Here is a 19,489-nt window from a genome sequence, read left to right on the forward strand (position 1 = left end):
GATGGCCTGCACGACGGGGTGAAGCCGCAACCCGAGCCGAGAACGGGCTCTCGACCCTGCCCCTACCGCAGCAAGTTGCGCAGGACGTACTGCATTATTCCGCCGTGGCGATAGTAGTCCGCCTCGCTGGGCGTTTCGATGCGGACGATCGCGTCGAATTCGACGTCTCCGGCTTTCACTTTTACCGTAGCCGGGGTGCGGCCCTCGTCAAGCGCCGTGATGCCGGCGATGTCGAAGGTTTCCTCTCCGGTCAGGCCGAGCGACCGTGCGTTCTCGCCTTCGGGGAACTGCAGCGGCATGACGCCCATGCCGAGCAGGTTCGAACGATGGATGCGCTCGTAGGACTCGGCGATCACCGCATGTACGCCCAGCAGCAAGGTGCCCTTGGCGGCCCAGTCGCGTGAGGATCCCGAGCCGTATTCCTTGCCGGCCAGGATGACCAGCGGGGTGCCGGCGGCGATATACGATCGAGAGGCGTCGAAGATGGTGGTGACGGGCGCATCGCGCTTCGTGAAGTCGCGCGTATAGCCGCCCTCGGTGCCCGGCGCGAGCTGGTTGCGCAGGCGCACGTTGGCGAAGGTGCCGCGTATCATCACCTCGTGATTGCCTCGGCGTGAACCGTAGGAGTTGAAGTCGTGCTGCTCCACGCCGTGAGAGAGCAGGTAGGCCGCGGCCGGGGAATTCTTCGCGATGGAGCCGGCGGGGCTGATGTGGTCAGTGGTCACCGAGTCGCCGAGAAGAGCCAGCACGCGGGCACCGGTGATGTCGGCGAGCGGCAGGGGCTTGCGGGACATGTTCTCGAAATACGGCGGCTTGCGAACGTAGGTCGAGGCCGCATCCCAGGCGAAGAGGTCACCGTGCGGCGTGGGCAGGGATTTCCAGCGTTCGTCGCCCGCGAACACGTCGGCGTAGCCGGTCTTGAACATCTCCGAGACGATGGACGTGTCGACCACCGCCTGGACCTCGCTCGCGGACGGCCAGACGTCCTTCAGGAACACATCCCGGCCGTCGCGGCCCTTGCCGAGAGGCTCGTGGAACAGGTCGATGTCCATGGTGCCTGCGAGCGCGTACGCGACCACCAGCGGCGGCGACATCAGGTAATTCATCTTGACTTCGGGGTGGATCCGGCCCTCGAAGTTGCGGTTGCCGGAGAGCACCGACACGACGGATAGATCGTGCTCCCTGACCGCTTCGCTCACCTCCGGAATGAGCGGCCCCGAGTTGCCGATGCAGGTCGTGCAGCCGTAGCCGACGAGGTTGAAGCCGAGCGCCTCGAGGTAGCGAGTGAGGCCGGCCCGCTCGTAGTAGTCCGTGACGACCCTGGAGCCGGGCGCCAGGCTGGTCTTCACCCACGGCTTGCGCGTGAGCCCCTTCTCGACCGCCTTCTTGGCCAGCAGGGCCGCGGCGAGCATCACCGTCGGATTCGAGGTGTTGGTGCAGGAGGTGATCGCGGCGATGACCACCGACCCGTGATCGATCTCGCACCCGGAGCCGTCGGCCAGCGTGACCGGCACGGGGTCGCGCGAGCGGTCGCCGCCGGCGGGCGCCTCGGCGACATGATCGCTCGGCGACGGCGAGTGCACCGTCGAGCTTTTATAGGCGGGCGGATCCGAAGCCGGAAACGATTCGGCGACCGCATTATCGTATCCCTGCTGCTTCTGCTCGGGCTTGTGGATGAATGTCGCCAGGGCGCCGTGGAACGCTTCCTTCGCCTGCACAAGGGGGACGCGATCCTGCGGCCGCTTGGGACCGGCGATCGACGGAACCACAGTGGAGAGATCGAGTTCGAGCACCTCCGAGTAGCGCGGCTCGGCCTGCGGGTCGTGCCAGAGCCCTTGCGCCTTGGCGTAGGCCTGCACGAGATCGATCTGCTCGGACGAGCGCCCGGTCAGCTCTAGATAGCGCAGGGTTTCATCGTCGATCGGAAAGATCGAGATCGTGGAGCCGTACTCGGGGCTCATGTTGCCGATCGTCGCGCGATTGGCCAGCGGGACGGCGCTCACGCCGGGGCCGTAGAACTCGACGAACTTGCCGACCACGCGGTGGCGGCGAAGCATCTCGGTAATGGTGAGCACGAGGTCGGTGGCGGTCGAGCCTTCGGGCAGCTTGCCGGTCAGCTTGAAGCCGAGCACCTGCGGAATCAGCATCGACACCGGCTGGCCGAGCATCGCGGCCTCGGCCTCGATACCGCCCACGCCCCACGCGACCACTCCGAGTCCGTTGACCATCGGCGTGTGCGAGTCGGTGCCCACGCAGGTGTCGGGATAGGCGACGGTAGCCCCGTTCTCCTCGCGCGTGAAAACCACCCGGGCGAGGTGCTCGAGGTTCACCTGGTGGACGATGCCGGTGTCGGGAGGCACGACCTTGAAGTCGTTGAACGCGTCCTGCCCCCAGCGCAGGAACTGATACCGCTCCCGGTTGCGCTGGTACTCGATCTCGACGTTGCTCTCGAAGGCGTCCGGCTTGCCGAATACATCGACGATCACCGAGTGGTCGATGACCAACTCGACCGGTGCAAGCGGATTGATCAACGCCGGGTCACCGCCGAGCGAGCTCATGGCTTCCCGCATCGCAGCCAGATCGACGACGGCGGGCACACCCGTGAAGTCCTGCAGGATCACCCGGGCGGGGGTGAACGCGATCTCCCGGTCGGGCCTGGCGCCGGGATCCCACGCGGCCAGCGCCCGGATGTCGTCGGCGGTGACGTCGCCATCGTTCTCGGTGCGCAGCAGGTTCTCGAGCAGGATCTTCAGCGCGTACGGAAGGCTTGCGACGTCGGTCCCCTCGCCGACGACCGCGTCGAGCCGGTAGATTTCGTAGGCCTTCGCCCCAACCTGCAAGGTTCGACGGGCTCCGAAGCTGTTCTTGCTTGCCATGACGCGATCTCCTCCTGATAGGGCTGTACCGACCCGGCCTGATGCTCACTCGTACGGCCGACGAGCCGCGGCGTGAGTTCCGGAACTGCCGTGGCAGGGTTCAGACTCTTCGGACAGGGATTGGTGCAGATACGCGATACGGACAAGAGTTGCCCGAAGCGCGCGCGGTCATCGCACGCCGCGCGCAATCAATAGCCGGCATTCTTCGGGTTACCGCCGTTCGTTCAAAGCGCTACGCCGCAGCCGCCACCCTCGCCCGCGCATACGACATCGCCACCCGCACCAGCTCCCGTGGCCGGTAGCGGTCACGGAGGTTGCATTGCTTGCAGATCGCGCCCTGCTCCGCGAGCGCTTCGCGGCGCTCCAGGGCTTCGCGCAGGCTGATGTCGGCGACATGCCCGAGCTTTTGGCTTTCGCGAATGTCGTTGAAGCAATACGTGTAGTGGCCGCTCGCCGAAATCAGCATGTTGGTGTTGCGCGGGACGCACTTGAAGCGGTTCGCGCGCCATTGGCGGTAGATGTCGACGGCGCCGGGGATGAACGCGGTTTCCTGGCTGCCCAGTCCGTGCCGCCGGATCTCGTTGCGCAGTCGGACGTGGTCGGGCTGCCCCGACGTCTTTTGCGCGCCGGCGCGGTCGTAGTAGGTCGGCGACATGTGCAGGTCGGTCACGCCATTACCGCGCAGCCACGCGACGGTGTCGTCGAGCGTATCGAGGCATTCGCGCGTCGGCGACAGGTTGATGACGACCCGGGTGCGCTTGAGCAGCCGGGCGGCAGCGAGGATGTTGTCCATGACGGCGCGCTGGTCGAGGTTCGTATGCACCGACTGGTAGACCTGCGGATCGATGCTCGAGAACGAGATCATCAGCGTACGCAGCACACCGTCGAGCGCCCGCAGCCGCTCCTCCGACAGCCGGCTGCCGTTGGTCGCCATGTCGAACGTGACCGGGTGGTCGCGCAGCCGTTCGATGTAGCGGTCGAATTGCGGATGCGTCGTCGGCTCGCCGTAGCCGGCGATCACGCAGCGGAATACGTCCTGCGGATCGAGGCGCGCGAGGGTCTGCTCGAAGCTGTCGCCGGTCGAGATCGTCGGGTTGTCGATCATGTGTCGCGGACACATCGCGCAACGGGCGTTGCACTTGCTGGTCCATTCCCAGTTCACGACGACACGGTAGGCGGCCTTCTTCATCAGATCACTCCAGTTGCGGCCGGTTTTTTCCGGCGAGGGGCATCAGCGTAGGCAGCGCCGCTTAAGAACACCTTAACGGCATCCCGAACCCGCACACCGGCGGCGGCGGAGCCGCCTGACGTGTCTCGCCAGCAGGGCCGTCAGCACGAGCGACAGGACGAAGGAATGACCCCGTATGCAGCACCGGTTTACTTTTGCAGCAATATTAAGGACTTCGAAAATGCTAAAGTTCGCCATTCGCTAAATCCGCTTGATGGGGAGGTATCGAAGAGGCATGAACGGGATTCATCTGATTGCAGATCTTTATCGCTGCGGCGGGACCGCGGTGCCGTTGACTCAACGGGAAGCGCTGGAACATTTGTGCGTCGGCGAGTGCCGGGACGCGGGGCTGACCCCGCTCGGTGCTTACTTCCACCAGTTCCTCGACGAGGACGGCGAGGCCGCCGGCGTGACCGGGACGGTCGTACTGGCCGAATCACACCTCGCGATCCACACCTGGCCTGAGTCCGGCGACGTGACGCTCGACGTCTATGTCTGCAATTTCTCGCGCGACAACAGCGACCGGGCCCGGCTCGTCTATCGCCGTCTGCTCGACGCGTTCCAGCCCGAGGATGCCATCGAACACGAGGTCGTCCGCGGCCGTCGGGGGGGCTGAACGATGCTTCCGATGCAATTGCCCGCCGCCGACGGCGTGATCTTCGAACAGATCAACGACGACGCGGGCTATTTCTACCGCGGCAAGCTGATCGAGAAAGGCCGGTCGCAGTACCAGGACTACGAGGTGTGGGACACGCCGCAGTTCGGGCGTCTCTTCCGGCTCGACGGCTGCTTCATGACGTCCGAGCGGGACGAGTTCTACTACCACGAGAACATGATCCAGGTGCCCTGTATCACGCACACGGGGCCGCGCCGGGCGCTCATCATCGGCGGCGGCGACGGCGGGTCCGCGGAGGAGCTGCTGAAGCAGCCGACGATCGAGAAGGTCGTGATCGCCGAACTCGATCCGAAGGTGATCGAGATCGCGCGCCAGCACCTGCAGGCAGTGCACCACGGCGCACTCGACGATCCGCGCGTCGAGCTCCGCATCGGCGACGGCTTCCGCTACGTGATGGACGCGCCCGCCGAGCGCTTCGACCTCATCGTGCTCGACCTGACGGACCCCGAGGGCCCGGCCGAGGCGCTCTATTCGGAAGCGTTCTTCCGCGGCTGCCGCGCGCTGCTCGCGCCGGGTGGCGCGCTCAGCCTGCACATCGGCGCGCCGGTCTTCCAGCCCGAGCGCGTGCGGGCGCTCGTCGAACGGCTGCGGCAGGTTTTCGCCATCGTGCGACCGTACTTCCTGTACATCCCGCTGTACGGCACGCTGTGGGGACTCGCGACCGCGTCCGACACGCTCGACCCGTGCGCGCTCGCGGCCGACGACGTCGACCGGCGCATCGCCGAGCGACGCATCGGCTTGCTCCAGCACTACAACGGTGCGGTGCACTGCGCGCAGTTCGCGCTGCCGAATTCTCTGCGCGAGCTGCTCGCCCAATCGTAACGGGCGCGCATCGGGCTCAGGTCCCGGTTGTGAACACCGTCAGCACGCCGGTGTAGCCATACAGGTGATCGCGGGCGATTTCGCCGCCGGCGAAGAAACCGACCAGCGGCACGTCACCGAGCACGTCCCGCACGACGCGCAACTCGGCATGTCGCGCGCCGAAGTGCGGACCGCCGCGCCCCGAGCAACTGACGTAGAGCGCTCCCGCAAGCTCGCCCGACGCACCGTTTTCCAGTTCGTCTCGGATCTCGGTCGCGATTCGCTGCAGGTCGCGCCGCGCCGCTTCCGGGTGGCGTTTGCAGAACGCAAGTTGCGAGCCGGCTTCGACCTCGTCGCCGACCGCGAGGACGCGGTTCTCGAGATCGACGCCGACGAGATGGCGCACCAGCGTGTCGGCGCCGAACTTGCCGGCGTGCAGCGGGACGTCCTCGTTGCCGCTGCTGATGCCGACTAACGTCGCCGACAGCGCGTCGGCCAGCTCTTCGGCGAGCAGCTCGTCGTCGATGCCGAGGTCCTGCAGCACGCAGTCGAGCGCCGGCCGACCGTCGAGCGTGATGACGTAATTGCCTTCCGACCCCGTGACGGCGCGCTGCGGCCCGATCGGCTGGCAACCCTGCGTGACGCGCGAGATCAGGTGGACGCTGGAATCGAACAGCACGCCCGAGAGTCCGCCGGTGAACACGCCGTCCGCGAGATGCAAGCTGCGGTTGCGCGCCGACGACAAGCCGCCGAAGAGATAACCCGTGGTCGTGCGCCCGCTCAATTCGTGCAGCAGATCCTGGATGTCGGGTGTGCTGCCCTCGCCATGCACGAGCGCCGTGTGCGCGACGAAATCGGACGAGACGGTTGCGAGCGGCTGGCGGCCGGAGAAGAGCCGGAAGGATTCGGCGGGCAGCGGCGCCGCCATCAGCACCAGCGCCGGCTCGTCGATATATTCGACGCCGCTCGCGAGCACACCGACACCCGCGGTGCCGACCCACGCGATGCCCGGGAGCTGCTGCTGCAGCGCTTCGAGAATCGCCTCGGCGGCCGGCGCAAAGTAATCGCTGAGGTAGCACCAGCCGAGCGTGAAGGCGTCAGCCGCGGCATGCTGCGCGGCAATCCGGGTCCGCAATTGCCCCACACAGTCCGCCAAGGCGTCCTGCCAGTCGGGAGCGGCAGCGTGGGCATGTACAAACGAAGCGCGAAGCATGGCGGCGGCCTGTCCGGGATAACAAGCCATTCGACCCCGGCCGGCAAGGGGTGTTCAACCCGCCGGACCGAGCATCGACTCCACGAGGGCGCGCGGAAATTCGAGCCGATGCGGACGTCCGCGTGCGCGCCCCGTCCGCTCGAACCTTCAGACGGACAGCGTCCCCAGATGCTTCTTGAGCCGGTCGAGCAGCTTCAGGAGCTGCACTTTCTCGCCGTGGTCGAGGCCGGCAAACAGCTCGACGACCCATTGCTCGTGCGGCCCCGCCATGCGGCGGAATTGCGCCTTGCCTTCGGGCGTGAGCCTCACGGTGAACGAGCGCCGGTCGCGCGGGTCGTCCTGCCGCACGACCAGCCCTTCCTGAACGAGCTTGTCGGTGAGGCCGGTCACGTTGCCGCCCGTCACCATCAGGCGGCGCGACAGCTCGCTCATCTTCAGCCCGTCCGGGTGACGATCGAGTTGCGCCATCAGGTCGAAGCGCGGCAGCGTCGAATCGAAGCTTTGGCGCAAGCGGGTGCGCAGCTGCGACTCGACGATGTTCGTGCAGGTCAGCATGCGCAGCCAAACGCGAAGCGCCTCGTGGTCGCGATCCGTCGCCCGCGTCTCGTGATCGAGCGTCTCGACGGCGGCGTTGCTTTCGACGGAGTTGTGCGCGTTTTCCATGAGATTCGAGCTACCTGTGAATGCCGTAAGCGGCATGGGACGCCCCTATTTTAGTCCGGCCCGGGTCGTTTTCTTCACTTCTGAATATATTTGATCTCAATCACCTTGGAACATACGGTTCTTCGGGATACGAAGATCGGCGCGGTACGGAAGCCGCGCACGCCGGACATCGCTGCGCTCGGTCCGACCTACTGCCCGGTCGCGTCAGGGACGGGTCCGGCGTAGGTCGACCTGAGCCGATCGCGATGGCGATGGCGACGCGGGCTCGTCGCTCGTCAATCCGGAATGACGGCCGTGATCTCGATCTCAACCTTGGCCTCATCCTCGATCAGCCCGGCGACCTGGACCGCCGTCATCGCGGGGAAGTTGCGCCCCATGACTTCGCGGTAGGCGATGCCGATTTCCTTCAGTCGGGCGACGTATTCCTTCTTGTCGACGAGGTACCAGGTCATTCGCGTGACGTGCTCGGGGCCGCCGCCGGCCGCCTTCACGACGTCGAGGGCGTTGCGGAGGGACTGGTAGACCTGCTGCACGAGGTCGTCGCTCTGGAATCGGCAGTCGGCATCCCAGCCGATCTGTCCGCCGACGTAGATCTGACGTCCTCGCGCCTCGATCCCGTTCGAGTAGCCCCGCGGCATTGCCCAGCCTTCGGGCTGAAGAACCTTGTTCATCATTTTTCTGTCTCCGTGAGGAATTGACGTCGGGTCGCTCTCCGGCGACTTCAAATTCTCTGCGTTCGTCATGCGGCGCCGGCTTCGTCCCGCTGCCCGGTCTGCTTCAGCAGTTCGCGCGCGACGATCAGCTTCTGCACCTCGGTCGCGCCTTCGTAGATGCGCAGCGCGCGGATCTCGCGGTACAGCGACTCGACCTTGACACCGACGCGCACGCCCTGCCCGCCGTGCATCTGCAGCGCCGCGTCGATGACGCGCTGCGCGTTCTCGGTCGCGGTCATCTTCGCCATCGCGGCTTCGCGCGTCGTCGGCTGCTGCTGCACGTCGCGCTTCCACGCGGCGCGCGCTACCAGCAGCGCGGCGGCGTCGATGTCGGTCGCCATCTCGCCGAGCTTGGCCTGCGTGATCTGGAAGTCGGCGAGCGTGTGGCCGAACATCGCGCGGCCGCGCGCGTGGGCAAGCCCTTCGTCGAGCGCGCGGCGCGCGAAGCCGGTCGCGGCGGCGGCGACCGACGAGCGGAAGATGTCGAGCGTGCGCATCGCGATCTTGAAGCCCTCGCCGGCGGCGCCGAGACGGTTCCCGACGGGCACCTTCAGATCCGTGAAGCGCAGTCGCGCGAGCGGGTGCGGCGCGATCACCTCGAGCCGCTCGGCGATCTCGAAGCCCGGCATGTCCGGCGTCACGACGAACGCCGACAGGCCGCGCGTCCCCGGCGCTTCGCCAGTGCGCGCGAACACGCAATACACGTCGGCGATGCCGCCGTTCGAGATCCAGGTCTTCTCGCCGTTGAGCACGTAATGGTCGCCATCGAGCCGCGCATCGCAGGCCATCGCGCCGACGTCGGAACCCGCTTCGGGCTCGGTCAGCGCGAACGCGGCGATCCATTCGCCCGACGCGACTTTCGGCAGCACCCGGCGCTTCATCTCGTCGGAGCCCGAGAGCGTGATTGCCCCGGAGCCGAGTCCTTGCATCGCGAACGCGAAGTCCGCGAGGCCGTCGTGGTACGCGAGCGTCTCGCGCGCAATGCACAGCGAGCGCGAATCGAGCTCCGGCAGCGCGCCGCCGTACTCGGCCGGCACGCAGTAGCGCAGGAAGCCGGCTTTGCCGAGCGCCGCGACGAGCTTGCGGCACGCCGCGTCGGTGTCGTGGTGATCGATCCCGGGCATCGCCGACGCCCAGTCGAAGATCGCGTCCGACAGCTGGCGATGTTCGGGGCCGTAGAACGGCAGGTCGAAGCAGGAGCGGTCCATCGTCGCCGCCTCAGTTGCCTTCGAACTTCGGCTTCTGCTTCGACGCGAACGCCTCGAACGCGCGCCGGAAGTCACCGGTCATCATGCAGATCGCCTGGGCCTGGGCTTCGGACTCGATCATCTCCTCGATGCCCATCGCCCATTCCTGGTTCAGCATCGTCTTCGTCATCGTGTGCGCGAACCACGGGCCGTCGGCGAGCGTGCGGGCGAGCGCCTGCGCCTTGCCGAGCACTTCGGCCGGCGCGTGCAGCGCGCTGAAGAAACCGCACGCGAGCCCTTCGTCGGCGCCCATCGCGCGGCCGGTCATCAGCAGGTCGGTCGCGCGGCCCTGGCCGACGAGGCGCGGCAGCAGGCCGCACGCGCCCATGTCGGCGCCGGCGAGGCCGACGCGCGTGAAGAGGTAGGCGGTTTTCGCTTCCGGCGTGCCGAGGCGGAAGTCCGACGCGAGCGCGACCATCGCGCCGGCGCCGGCGCAGATGCCGTCGATCGCCGAGATGATCGGTTGCGGCGCGCGGCGCATCGCCTTGACGAGATCGCCGGTCATGCGCGTGAAGGCGACGAGCTCGGGCATGCTCATCTTGGTCAGCGGCTCGATGATCTCGAACACGTCGCCGCCGGAGCAGTAGTTGCCGCCGGCGCCCTGGATCACCACCGCGCGCACGTCGCTCGCGTACGCGAGGTCGCGGAACAGGTCGCGCAGCTCGGCGTAGGAATCGAAAGTCAGCGGATTCTTCTTCTCCGGCCGGTTCAGCGTGATCGTCGCGACCCGCCCGTCATCCGTGCAGTCCCAGCGGAAGTGGCGCGCGGCGTAGTCCTTGAACGGGCGCTTGTGGTCCTGCATCGACAGCTCTGCCATTTCGAGTCTCCTGTTTGTTGTTGTCCGCTCAGCGGGCCGCCGAGCGGGGATTCCTTTCCGTCATTGGCGCCCCACCGTCTGTAGGGCGGGAAAGCGCAGGGGCACGATCGATCTGCGAGCATTCGGCGGAAGGCGCTACGCTTTTCCGCCCTGCGGCTGCGTGCATCGAAAGCTCGGTCATGGGCGCTCTCCTCCCTTCCCGGCGATTCAGCCGCACATCACTTCGCCGCCGGCGACCGGGATCGACTGGCCGTGGATCGCGTCGCTGCCGGGCAGGCACAGCCAGCCGACGGTGCGCGCGACGTCGTCGGGCTGCACGAGGCGGCCTTGCGGATTCGTCATCGCGAGCGCCGCCTTGGCGTCGTCGCTGCTGCGTCCGGTCTTCGCGACGATGTTGCCGACGGCGCCTTCGATCAGCGGCGTGTCGGTGTAGCCGGGGCAGACCGCGTTGACGGTGATCCCCTGCTTCGCGACTTCGAGCGCGAGCGCGCGCGTGAAGCCGACGAGACCGTGCTTCGCGGCGCAGTAAGCCGCGACGTACGCATAGCCGGCGAGGCCGGCGGTGCTCGCGACGTTGACGATGCGTCCCCAGTGCGCAGCCTGCATTCCCGCGAGGACCGCCTGCGTGCAGTTGTACGGGCCGGTGAGGTTCACCGTCAGCATCTCGTTCCACATCTCCGGATCGGTCTTGCCGAACGGCGCGCTCTTCGCCGCGCCGGCGTTGTTGACGAGGATCGCGATCGGCCCGCGCTCCGCGGCTGCGGCGTCGAAGGCCTCGTGCACCGCGGCGTGGTCGGTCACGTCGGCGACCGCGATGCCGTGGCCGCCGCCGGCGAGCCGCTCGCAGGTCGCTTCGAGCGGTGTGGCGCGTCGCCCGACGAGCGTCAGCGTCGCGCCGAGCCGCGCCAGCTCGACCGCGATCGCCGCGCCGATGCCGCTGCCGGCGCCGGTGACGACCGCGTGGCGGCCGGCGAGCGGCGCGCCGGCGTTCTCTCTGTTGTTGTCGGAGGTGGCGTTCATGCGCTCTGTCCCGATTCTTCGTTCAACTCGAGCCGCCGGCTCACTTGCCCGGCGTCGTGAAGCTGCGCTTCAGGTTCGTCTCGTACTGGCTGCGGCCGGACTGGTACTGCTTCGGCCACGCGACGTCGCCGAAGCCGATCTTCGCCGCCTCGTGCAAGGTCCAGGCCGGGTCGGCGAGATGCGGACGCGCGACCGCGCACAGGTCGGAGCGGCCCGCGGCGACGATGCTGTTCGCGTGGTCGGCCTCGAAGATCGCGCCGACGGCGACCGTCGGGATGCCGACTTCGTTGCGGATGCGATCGGCGAACGGCGTCTGGAACATCCGCCCGTACACCGGCTGCTCGCCCTTCCACACCTGACCCGACGAGCAGTCGATGATGTCGGCGCCGGCTTCCTTGAAGAGCCGCGCGATCTCGACCGCTTCGTCGGCGGTGTTACCGCCCGGGAACCAGTCGTGGCACGACAGGCGCACCGACATCGGGCGGTCGGCCGGCCACACCGCGCGCATCGCGCGGAACACTTCGAGCGGATAGCGGGCGCGCTTCGCGACGTCGCCGCCGTACTCGTCCTTGCGCCGGTTGGTCAGCGGCGACAGGAAGCTCGACAACAGGTAGCCGTGCGCGCAGTGCAGTTCGAGGATGTCGAAGCCGGCTTCGGCGGCCATCTTCGTCGAGCGGACGAAGTCGTCGCGCACGCGGTCCATGTCGTCGCGCGTCATCTCGCGCGGCACTTGCGAATGCGGCAGGTAGGGCAGCGGCGACGCCGAGATCAGGTCCCACGCGCCGGATTCGAGCGGCTGGTCGATCCCTTCCCAGGCGCGCTTGGTCGCACCCTTGCGACCGGCGTGACCGAGCTGGATGCCCATCTTCGCGCTCGAGTTGAAATGGACGAAATCGACGATGCGCGCCCACGCATTGACGTGTTCGGGCTTGTACATGCCGGCGCATCCCGGCGTGATACGCGCGTCCGGCGACACGCAGGTCATCTCGGTGTAGAGCAGCCCCGCGCCGCCGAGCGCGCGCGAGCCGAAATGCACGAGGTGGAAGTCGCCGGCGACGCCGTCGTCGGCCGAGTACATCGCCATCGGCGACATCATGATGCGGTTCGGGACGGTCAGGCCGCGCAGCTTGAACGGCGTGAACATCGGCGGCGGCGGCACTTCGTCGTCCTTGACCGGCACGCCGGCCTTGCGCGCGAACCAGCGCTCGTAGCCTTCGAGCCACTTCGCGTCGCGCAGCCGCAGGTTCTCGTGCGAGATGCGCTGCGAGCGCGTCAGCATCGAGTACATGAACTGCTCCGGTTCGAGCGTATCGCAGTAGCGCGCGTCGCAGACCTCGAACCATTCCATCGCGTTCCACGCGGCGTTCTGCAGCCGCAGCACGTCGATGTTGCGCACTTCCTGATAGCGCGCGAGCACCGCCGGGATCTGCTCGCGCGAGTCGCCCTGCTCCTTGAAGAGCCGCGTCAGCTCGATCGCGTCCTCGAGCGCGAGCTTGGTGCCCGAGCCGATCGCGAAGTGCGCGGTGTGCACCGCGTCGCCCATCAGTACGACGTGGCTGCGGCCGTTGTAGTGATGCCACTGCTCGCATTTGACGCGCTGGAAATTCAGCCACGCCGAGCCGCGCAGGTGGCGCGCGTTCGTCATCAGCGGGTGGCCGTCGAGATACTTGCCGAAAAGCTTCTCGCAGAATTCGATCGACTCTTCCTGGTCGGCCTTGTCGAGGCCGTGCGCTAGCCACACGTGTTCGGGGCACTCGACGATGAAGGTTGTCGTGTTGTCATCGAACTTGTAGACGTGCGCCTGAAACCAGCCGTGCTCGGTCTTCTCGAAAAAGAACGTGAAGGCGTCGAAGAGCTTGTTCGTCCCGAGCCAGATGTAGCGGTTCGGCCGCGTGACGATGTCGGGCTTGAACACTTCGGCGTATTTCGTGCGGATGCGCGAGTTGATGCCGTCGGACGCGATGATCAGGTCGGCGTCGGGAAATTCGCTGTCGGACTCGACGTCTTGCTCGAACACCAGCTCGACGCCGAGCTCCTCGCAGCGCGCCTGCAGGATGTTCAGCATGTTCTTGCGGCCGATGCCCACGAAGCCGTGGCCGCCGCTGCGGATCGTCCTGCCGTCGAAATGCAGCTCGATGTCGTCCCAGTGGTTGAACGCCACCTGGACCGCATCCGCGGTGACCGGATCCCATTCGCGCATGTTGTCCATAGTGGCGTCGGAGAACACGACGCCCCAGCCGAACGTGTCGTACGGCTTGTTGCGCTCGATCACGCGGATCTCGTGCGCCGGGTTCAGCTTCTTCATCAGGATCGCGAAATACAGGCCCGCCGGGCCGCCGCCGATACAGACGATGCGCATGGCCTCCCGCCGGGTCGTCCCAAGGGAGGCCTGCGCCCCCTCGGGGGGCAGCGAACGAAGTGAGCGTGGGGGTTGTGTCATCTCAGGTCTCCTCTGTATGAGCGCCCCGGCGGCTGGCCGGAGCGGCTTTCTTCTTTAGCGTCGAATATTTCACACTTAAACTATTAAGTCAAACGTCGACCCACCGATACCGCCGCGGCGGTCTGTCGAAGGCGACGCGTGCTGACGGCTGTATTTACTCACCCCGCCGGGCACTTTCACCCCCCCATCTGGGGGAGGTGGAGGGCGCGCGGCCCGGGCCGGAGATGCGGGAGCCGCAGATGCTTCGCTCCTGAAGTGCGGGCAAAAAGAAAATCCGTGACCTGATATTTTAGACTTGATATATTTTTTCACGCGACCACTTCTGGAGACCTCAATGGCTTTGCAGCAGGCAACGCTCGATCCCTCGGTTTCATTCCGGTCGCCCGTCCGGCGCAGCTATCACAGGTTCATGAGCGCCTGCGGCGCGGTCGCCGCGGCGCTGTTCGGCGCCATGGCGCTGCTCGTCTGCGCCGACGTGCTGATGCGCAACCTCGGCCTCGGATCGATCGCGTGGAGCGTGGAGGCGACCGAGTACATCCTGATGATCGCCACCTTCGTCGCGGCACCGTGGCTGCTTTACCTCGGCGATCACATCCGCGTCGATGTCGTCGTCCGTGCGCTGTCGGCGCCGGCGCGGCGGTTCGTCGGGCTCGCCTCCGACCTCGCGTGCTTCGTGGTCTGCGCGGTGCTCGCGTGGCAGTCGGTGGCCGTCACGCTCGACACCGCCGAGCAGGGCAGCCTCGTGTTCAAGGTGCTGGTGTTCCCCGAATGGTGGCTGAACCTGCCGATGGCGTTCTCGTGCGCGCTGCTCGCGGTCGAATTCGCGCGCCGCGCCGCAACCGGCGCCTGGCGGGAGGAGTGCTGAGATGGAATGGTATTCGGCACTCGCGCTGATGCTCGGACTGATGTTCGGGCTGATGGCACTCGGCCTCCCGGTCGCTTTCACCTTCCTCGGCGTCAATCTCGTCGGCGCCTGGGTGTTCCTCGGCGGCGAAGCCGGCCTCGCGCAGCTCGTGCGCAACTCGGTCGGCTCGGTGACGAGCTTCTCGCTGACACCGATCCCGCTGTTCGTGCTGATGGGCGAAGTTCTGTTCCACACCGGGCTCGCATTCCGCGCCATCGAGGCGATCGAGCGGCTGATTGCAAGGCTTCCCGGGCGGCTGTCGGTCGTGTCAGTGCTCGGCGGCACGACGTTCGCCGCGCTGTCGGGCTCGACGATCGCGAACACCGCGATGATGGGCGGCGTGATGCTTCCCGAAATGTTGCGCCGCGGCTATCACCCGACGCTGGCGATGGGCCCGATCATGGCCGTCGGCGGCATCGCGATGCTGATTCCGCCGTCGGCGCTGGCGGTGATGCTCGGCAGCCTGGCCGGCATCTCGATCGCGCAGCTCCTGATCGGCGGCATCCTGCCGGGTCTCGTGATGGCCGGCTGCTTTCTCGCGTACGTGATGATCCGCTGCCGCATCGACCCGCAGCTCGCGCCGGTCGACGACGCGCCCGTCTCCCCCGACGCCTGGACGCGCTGGAAGCCGTTCCTGCGCGACGTCGTGCCGCTGTTCTCGATCTTCGCTGCGGTCGTCGGCAGCATGCTCGTCGGCTGGGCGTCCCCCACGGAATCGGCGGCGATCGGCGCCGTCGCGTCGGTGATCGCCACCGCGTGCTATGGCGCGCTCAGCTTCGCCGCGCTGAAGAAATCGCTGATCGAGACCGCGCGCGTGTCGGTCGTGATCCTGTTCGTGCTCGTCGCCTCGACGACGTTCGCGCAGATCCTGAGCTTCTCGGGCGCGACCAGCGGCGCGCTCGGATTGATCAACGCGCTCGAGCTCTCGCCGCTGATGCTCGTTCTCGGCATGCTCGCGATCCTGCTCGTGCTCGGCTGCGTCATCGACCAGATCAGCATGATGATGATCACGCTGCCGTTCTTCATGCCGCTCGCCAACGCCGCCGGCATCGATCCGGTGTGGCTCGGCGTGCTGATGCTCGTCGCGATGGAACTCGGCCTGCTGACCCCGCCGTTCGGCCTGCTGCTGATGGTCATGCAGTCGGTCGCGCCGCCGCCGATCCAGTTGCGCCAGATCTACGCCGCCGCCGCACCGTTCGTCGCGATCGAGGTTGCCGTGCTCGCCCTGATCGTCGCACTGCCGTGGCTCGCCGTCGGCCTGCCGCGACTGATGCAGTAGTTTCGCGTTTCACCCCCGCAGCACCATAACGAGATGGAGAATGAGGAGATGAAGATGCGCCCCCGCAAACTCGCCGTCGCCGCGCTGATCGCGCTGCTCGGTTCCGGCGCGAATGCCGCCGAAATCACGCTGAAGGCCGTCAGCGCGTTCGGCCACGACACCTTCTTCAACCAGCGCTTCAAGACCTTCGTCGACAAGGTCAATGCCGAAGGCAAAGGGATCATGAAGATTCAGGTCGTTGGCGGCCCCGAAGCGATCCCGCCGCTCGAAGTCGGCAACGCGCTGCGCACCGGCGTCGTCGACTTCGCGAACACGACCGGCGTGTTCCACGCGAACCTCGTCCCCGAAGCGATCGCCGGCTCGCTCGCGGAGAAGCCGATGGCGGAGCTGCGCGCGAACGGCGGCCACGCGCTGCTCGACCGCATCCATCGCGAAAAGGCGAACATGGTGTGGCTCGCGCGCGTATCCGAGGGCCTGCAGTACCACATCTACACGAACAAGAAGGTGGACGGCGGCAATTTCGCCGGCATGAAGCTGCGCAGCGTGCCGGTGTACCGCGGGTTCTTCCAGTCGCTCGGCGCAACGCCGCTGCAGGTGCCGCCCGGCGAAGTGTTCACCGCGCTCGAACGCGGCGTCGTCGACGGCTACGGCTGGCCGTCGGTCGGCATCTTCGATCTCGGCTGGCAGGAGAAGACGAAGTACCGCGTCGAGCCGGGCTTCTACAACGTCGAGGTCGGCTTTTACATGAACCAGAACACGTGGAAGAAGCTCGACGACGCGCAGCGCGCGTTCCTCGACAAGCAGATCGCGTGGGTCGAGTCCGAGAACGTCAAGGACCTGAAAGCGGCCGAGGCCGAGAAAGCGCGCCAGGCCGGCGCGAAGATCGAAAGCATCGCCGTCCCGGCGGCCCAGGCCGACGCGTTCCGCGCCCGCGCGTACGACGCCGGCTGGAAAGGCATCGAGCAGGCGAGCCCGCAGCACGTCGCGAAGCTGCGCGAGCTGTTCGGCAACGGCCGCTGAAAGCGGCGTCCGGCGGGCCTCACCACGGCCCGCCGGCCTGATCGAACCGGCAATTCATCGCAGCCGTTCGAGCCCGAACGGCATTTGATTTACCCGGCTAGTCGTCACCGTCTTCGGGCGGCGACGGCGGGTGCAGCGCGAGCAGTTCGCGCAGCATCGCCAGCAGCATCCGCGCGTTGTCGGCGCCGAAAGGTCCGAGCACCGCTTGCTGATGCCGCAGCGCCCGCTCGCACAACATCGATGCGAGCCGGCGGCCTTTCGGCGTCGTGCGGACGACCGTCTGCCGGCGATCGGAGCGCACCCGCGTGCGCTCGACCAGGCCGTCCGCCTCCATGCGCTGCACGACCTTGCTCAGCGTCGGCTGCTTCGTCAGCGCCAGCTGGCTGAGCGCGCTGATGCTTTCTCCGTCGCTGCCGGCGAGGCTCGCGAGCACGCGCCACTCGGTCACCGACAGGCCCGCCGCCGTCACCTCGCGATGGAACTCGCGGGAGATCCGGCTGCTCGCTTGCGCGAGCAGATACGCGAGATAGCCGTCGATGAAGCGCGGATGATCCGCCGCCTCGTCGACGTCCGCGTCGCGATCCGACACCGTTTGGGGCCCGCCGGCGATCTGCTCCATGGTCAGCGATGCAGCGTCACGGACGGGCTCTCGCCGAAAGCGCGCTTGTAGTCGACGGTGAAATGGCCGAGATGGCTGAACCCCCAGCGCATCGCGACGCCCGTCACCGTCGCCGCATCGGGCGCAGCCTTCAGCAGCTCGTCGCGGACCCTCTTCAGCCGCACGTCCTTGAGGTACTGCATCGGCGTCGTGTTGCGGTACTTGCGGAAGCCCGAGAACAGCGAGCGCGTGCTGACGCCGGCGTGCTCCGACAGATCCCCGATCGTCAGCGGCTCGTGCGCCTTCTCGTCGATCAGCCTTTCGACGCGCTTGACGAAATGCGGCGCAACCGACGGCCCCTCGTCCTCCAGACGCGCCGAGTAGTTGTGCGGCTGCGCGAGCAGCAGGGTCGCGATGACCATCTGTTCGATCTGCGCGGAGAACAGCGGCGAGTCGAGGATCGTTTCCTCGTCCGCACGCTCGTGGCCGACTTCCTCGCAGAGCCAGTTCATCAGCCGCACCCAGGACAGACTGCGCGGATCGGTCAGCGACATGCGCGGGCGGAATTCGACCGGCTGGCGCAGGTCGCCGCCGAGGTGCTGGCGACAGTGCCGTTCGAGCGTGTCGCGGTCGATCCTGATCAGGAGCTTCTCGGTGTCGACACCGTGCCGCATGCTCAGCGGCAGCGTCGGGCTCAGCACCGACGCGACGTCCGGCGTCGAGTGCACGGTCTCCCCGCCGTGCTCGATGACTTCCGAGCCGCAGATCGGCATCTGGATCAGCGCGAAGTCCTCGAGCCGGCCCGGCTCGATCTCGACGCTCGCGCCGTAGCGCATGCGGCCGACACCGATGCCGCGGATCTTGCGGTAATACATCTCGGCGCCGATCTGCCGGCGCTCGCCGACGACCTGCAGCCGGTGCGAACAGAACACGCGCGAGACGCGATCGCGCGCCTCGTCGAGATCCGACGTCCGGAATAAAAGGGAATTGGCCAGCACGGGGCCGGACGCACCGGCTCCGAAACGATGTTGTGTCTCCACGACGCTCCTCCGGGATATCCTGCTTCTAGGCAGGTTTTTTATATCTAAATAAATTACGCTTAAATCAACTCGCTTGTCACCCTCCTGCAAACATTTTTCTCGTTTCGCCTCACGCACTGCTCGCCGACCGCTGGACGCGACTGCGGCACTTGCCCTCGGCATGCGCCCCGTCCGGAATGCCGGCAGGAACGTGCAGCGCACGGATAGGCGCTTCATTAAGTGGATAGGCGATCCGCGCCGCGCCCCCTACTCTGCTCCCACCGGCGTGACAGGGGGAAAGCAAATGAAAGTTTTCGGTTTTGCCGGGTCGAGCGTGGCGGAACAGGCGACGCTGATCGAGGGGGTCGTTCCACGCCTCGTCGACGACGGCCTGCGCGTGTCGCTGATCCGACACACCGAGCACGACTTCCAGCTCGCGCAGCCGGGCAACGATTCGTGGAGCGGCGTCAGGGACGGGTGCGGCGAAGTGCTCGTTTCGTCGCGCAAACGCGTGGCGCTGATGCGCGAGTTGCGCGACGCCGGCGAACCCGACCTCGACGGCCTCGTCCGCATGCTCGCGCCATGCGACCTGGTGCTCGTCGAAGGCTACCGGCACGCGCCCCTGCCCAAGATGGAAGTGCGGCGGACCGCAGGACCCGGCCCGGCACAGCACCGCACCGACCCGTGGGTCGTCGCGGTCGCGAGCGATCGTGACGAGGACACGCATCTGCGCACCTTCAGTCTCGACGATTACGACGCGATCGCGCACTTCATCTGCCGCTACCTCGCACTGCGACGCAGGCCGCAATCCGGCGCGGCGTCCGGAAAAAGCCGCGGAAATCCGGCGAGCAATCGCTAGCCGGGGCGCGACCACGTTGTTGCGCTGACGCCGAACGGCGCGGACCGCAGGGCAGACCGACCCTTTGCGCCGAAGCGCAGCACACGCGACGGAAGCTGCGCGGCATGCGGCTCGGG

17 protein-coding genes are annotated in these 19,489 nt (G+C 66.9%); 6 read left to right on the plus strand and 11 right to left on the minus strand.

Going from position 1 to position 19,489, the window contains the following annotated elements; translation table 11 throughout:
* Positions 1-62: 62 nt before the first annotated feature.
* Together ROZ37_RS03790 and ROZ37_RS03795 are read right to left on the minus strand one after the other, a co-directional pair.
* Positions 63-2,876, minus strand: coding sequence for an aconitate hydratase (locus ROZ37_RS03790; RefSeq protein WP_312657647.1), 2,814 nt, complete (start codon positions 2,874-2,876; stop codon positions 63-65).
* Between the two features lie 232 nt (positions 2,877-3,108).
* Entirely contained in the window at positions 3,109-4,065 is a 957-nt protein-coding gene (locus ROZ37_RS03795) for a radical SAM protein (RefSeq protein ID WP_312657649.1), read from the minus strand.
* A 274-nt stretch (positions 4,066-4,339) separates the two neighbouring features.
* Here ROZ37_RS03795 and ROZ37_RS03800 point away from each other — a divergent pair, with 274 nt between their 5' ends.
* Both ROZ37_RS03800 and speE read left to right on the plus strand, forming a co-directional pair.
* On the plus strand, positions 4,340-4,720 hold the full coding sequence (locus ROZ37_RS03800; RefSeq protein WP_312657650.1) for an S-adenosylmethionine decarboxylase: 381 nt from the start codon (positions 4,340-4,342) through the stop codon (positions 4,718-4,720).
* Between the two features lie 12 nt (positions 4,721-4,732).
* On the plus strand, positions 4,733-5,602 hold the full coding sequence (gene speE / locus ROZ37_RS03805; protein WP_312657651.1) for a polyamine aminopropyltransferase: 870 nt from the start codon (positions 4,733-4,735) through the stop codon (positions 5,600-5,602).
* Between the two features lie 16 nt (positions 5,603-5,618).
* On the opposite strand, the gene ROZ37_RS03810 is transcribed toward speE, so the two are convergent.
* From ROZ37_RS03810 to ROZ37_RS03840, 7 genes are all read right to left on the minus strand, one after another.
* The gene (locus ROZ37_RS03810) at positions 5,619-6,794 is read right to left on the minus strand and encodes an FIST N-terminal domain-containing protein (RefSeq protein WP_312657653.1); all 1,176 of its coding nucleotides are present in this window, start codon (positions 6,792-6,794) and stop codon (positions 5,619-5,621) included.
* Between the two features lie 147 nt (positions 6,795-6,941).
* Complete coding sequence (locus ROZ37_RS03815; RefSeq protein WP_312657654.1) at positions 6,942-7,457, minus strand: MarR family transcriptional regulator; 516 nt, start codon at positions 7,455-7,457, stop codon at positions 6,942-6,944.
* Positions 7,458-7,732: 275 nt separating this feature from the next.
* Positions 7,733-8,131 carry a RidA family protein gene (locus tag ROZ37_RS03820; protein WP_312657656.1) on the minus strand — a complete coding sequence of 133 codons (399 nt, stop codon included), beginning with the start codon at positions 8,129-8,131 and terminating at the stop codon, positions 7,733-7,735.
* A 65-nt stretch (positions 8,132-8,196) separates the two neighbouring features.
* Entirely contained in the window at positions 8,197-9,378 is a 1,182-nt protein-coding gene (locus ROZ37_RS03825) for an acyl-CoA dehydrogenase family protein (RefSeq protein ID WP_312657657.1), read from the minus strand.
* 10 nt (positions 9,379-9,388) lie between these two features.
* The gene (locus ROZ37_RS03830) at positions 9,389-10,234 is read right to left on the minus strand and encodes an enoyl-CoA hydratase family protein (RefSeq protein ID WP_312657658.1); all 846 of its coding nucleotides are present in this window, start codon (positions 10,232-10,234) and stop codon (positions 9,389-9,391) included.
* Between the two features lie 207 nt (positions 10,235-10,441).
* Positions 10,442-11,254: an SDR family NAD(P)-dependent oxidoreductase gene (locus ROZ37_RS03835; protein ID WP_312657659.1), complete on the minus strand. Its 813-nt coding sequence runs from the start codon at positions 11,252-11,254 to the stop codon at positions 10,442-10,444.
* A gap of 40 nt (positions 11,255-11,294) precedes the next feature.
* A complete protein-coding gene (locus tag ROZ37_RS03840; protein ID WP_312657660.1) occupies positions 11,295-13,694 on the minus strand; it encodes a bifunctional salicylyl-CoA 5-hydroxylase/oxidoreductase in 2,400 nt (799 codons plus the stop codon).
* Positions 13,695-14,028: 334 nt separating this feature from the next.
* On the opposite strand from ROZ37_RS03840, the gene ROZ37_RS03845 reads away from it, so the two are divergent.
* Genes ROZ37_RS03845 through dctP form a run of 3 tightly spaced genes read left to right on the plus strand, consistent with a single transcriptional unit; the run spans position 14,029 to position 16,897 of the window.
* A complete protein-coding gene (locus ROZ37_RS03845) occupies positions 14,029-14,559 on the plus strand; it encodes a TRAP transporter small permease (protein ID WP_312657661.1) in 531 nt (176 codons plus the stop codon).
* Between the two features lies 1 nt (position 14,560).
* A complete protein-coding gene (locus tag ROZ37_RS03850) occupies positions 14,561-15,877 on the plus strand; it encodes a TRAP transporter large permease (RefSeq protein WP_312657663.1) in 1,317 nt (438 codons plus the stop codon).
* Positions 15,878-15,931: 54 nt separating this feature from the next.
* The gene (gene dctP, locus ROZ37_RS03855) at positions 15,932-16,897 is read left to right on the plus strand and encodes a TRAP transporter substrate-binding protein DctP (protein WP_312657664.1); all 966 of its coding nucleotides are present in this window, start codon (positions 15,932-15,934) and stop codon (positions 16,895-16,897) included.
* A gap of 97 nt (positions 16,898-16,994) precedes the next feature.
* Here dctP and ROZ37_RS03860 read toward each other — a convergent pair whose 3' ends face one another.
* Positions 16,995-17,516: a MarR family winged helix-turn-helix transcriptional regulator gene (locus ROZ37_RS03860; protein ID WP_312657666.1), complete on the minus strand. Its 522-nt coding sequence runs from the start codon at positions 17,514-17,516 to the stop codon at positions 16,995-16,997.
* 2 nt (positions 17,517-17,518) lie between these two features.
* Positions 17,519-18,535: an AraC family transcriptional regulator gene (locus ROZ37_RS03865; RefSeq protein WP_312657668.1), complete on the minus strand. Its 1,017-nt coding sequence runs from the start codon at positions 18,533-18,535 to the stop codon at positions 17,519-17,521.
* Between the two features lie 283 nt (positions 18,536-18,818).
* On the opposite strand from ROZ37_RS03865, the gene mobB reads away from it, so the two are divergent.
* On the plus strand, positions 18,819-19,373 hold the full coding sequence (gene mobB, locus ROZ37_RS03870) for a molybdopterin-guanine dinucleotide biosynthesis protein B (RefSeq protein ID WP_312657669.1): 555 nt from the start codon (positions 18,819-18,821) through the stop codon (positions 19,371-19,373).
* Positions 19,374-19,489 lie beyond the last annotated feature (116 nt).

The sequence above is a fragment of the Aromatoleum sp. genome (assembly GCF_032027225.1).
In the GTDB taxonomy this organism is placed as follows: Bacteria; Pseudomonadota; Gammaproteobacteria; order Burkholderiales; family Rhodocyclaceae; genus Aromatoleum.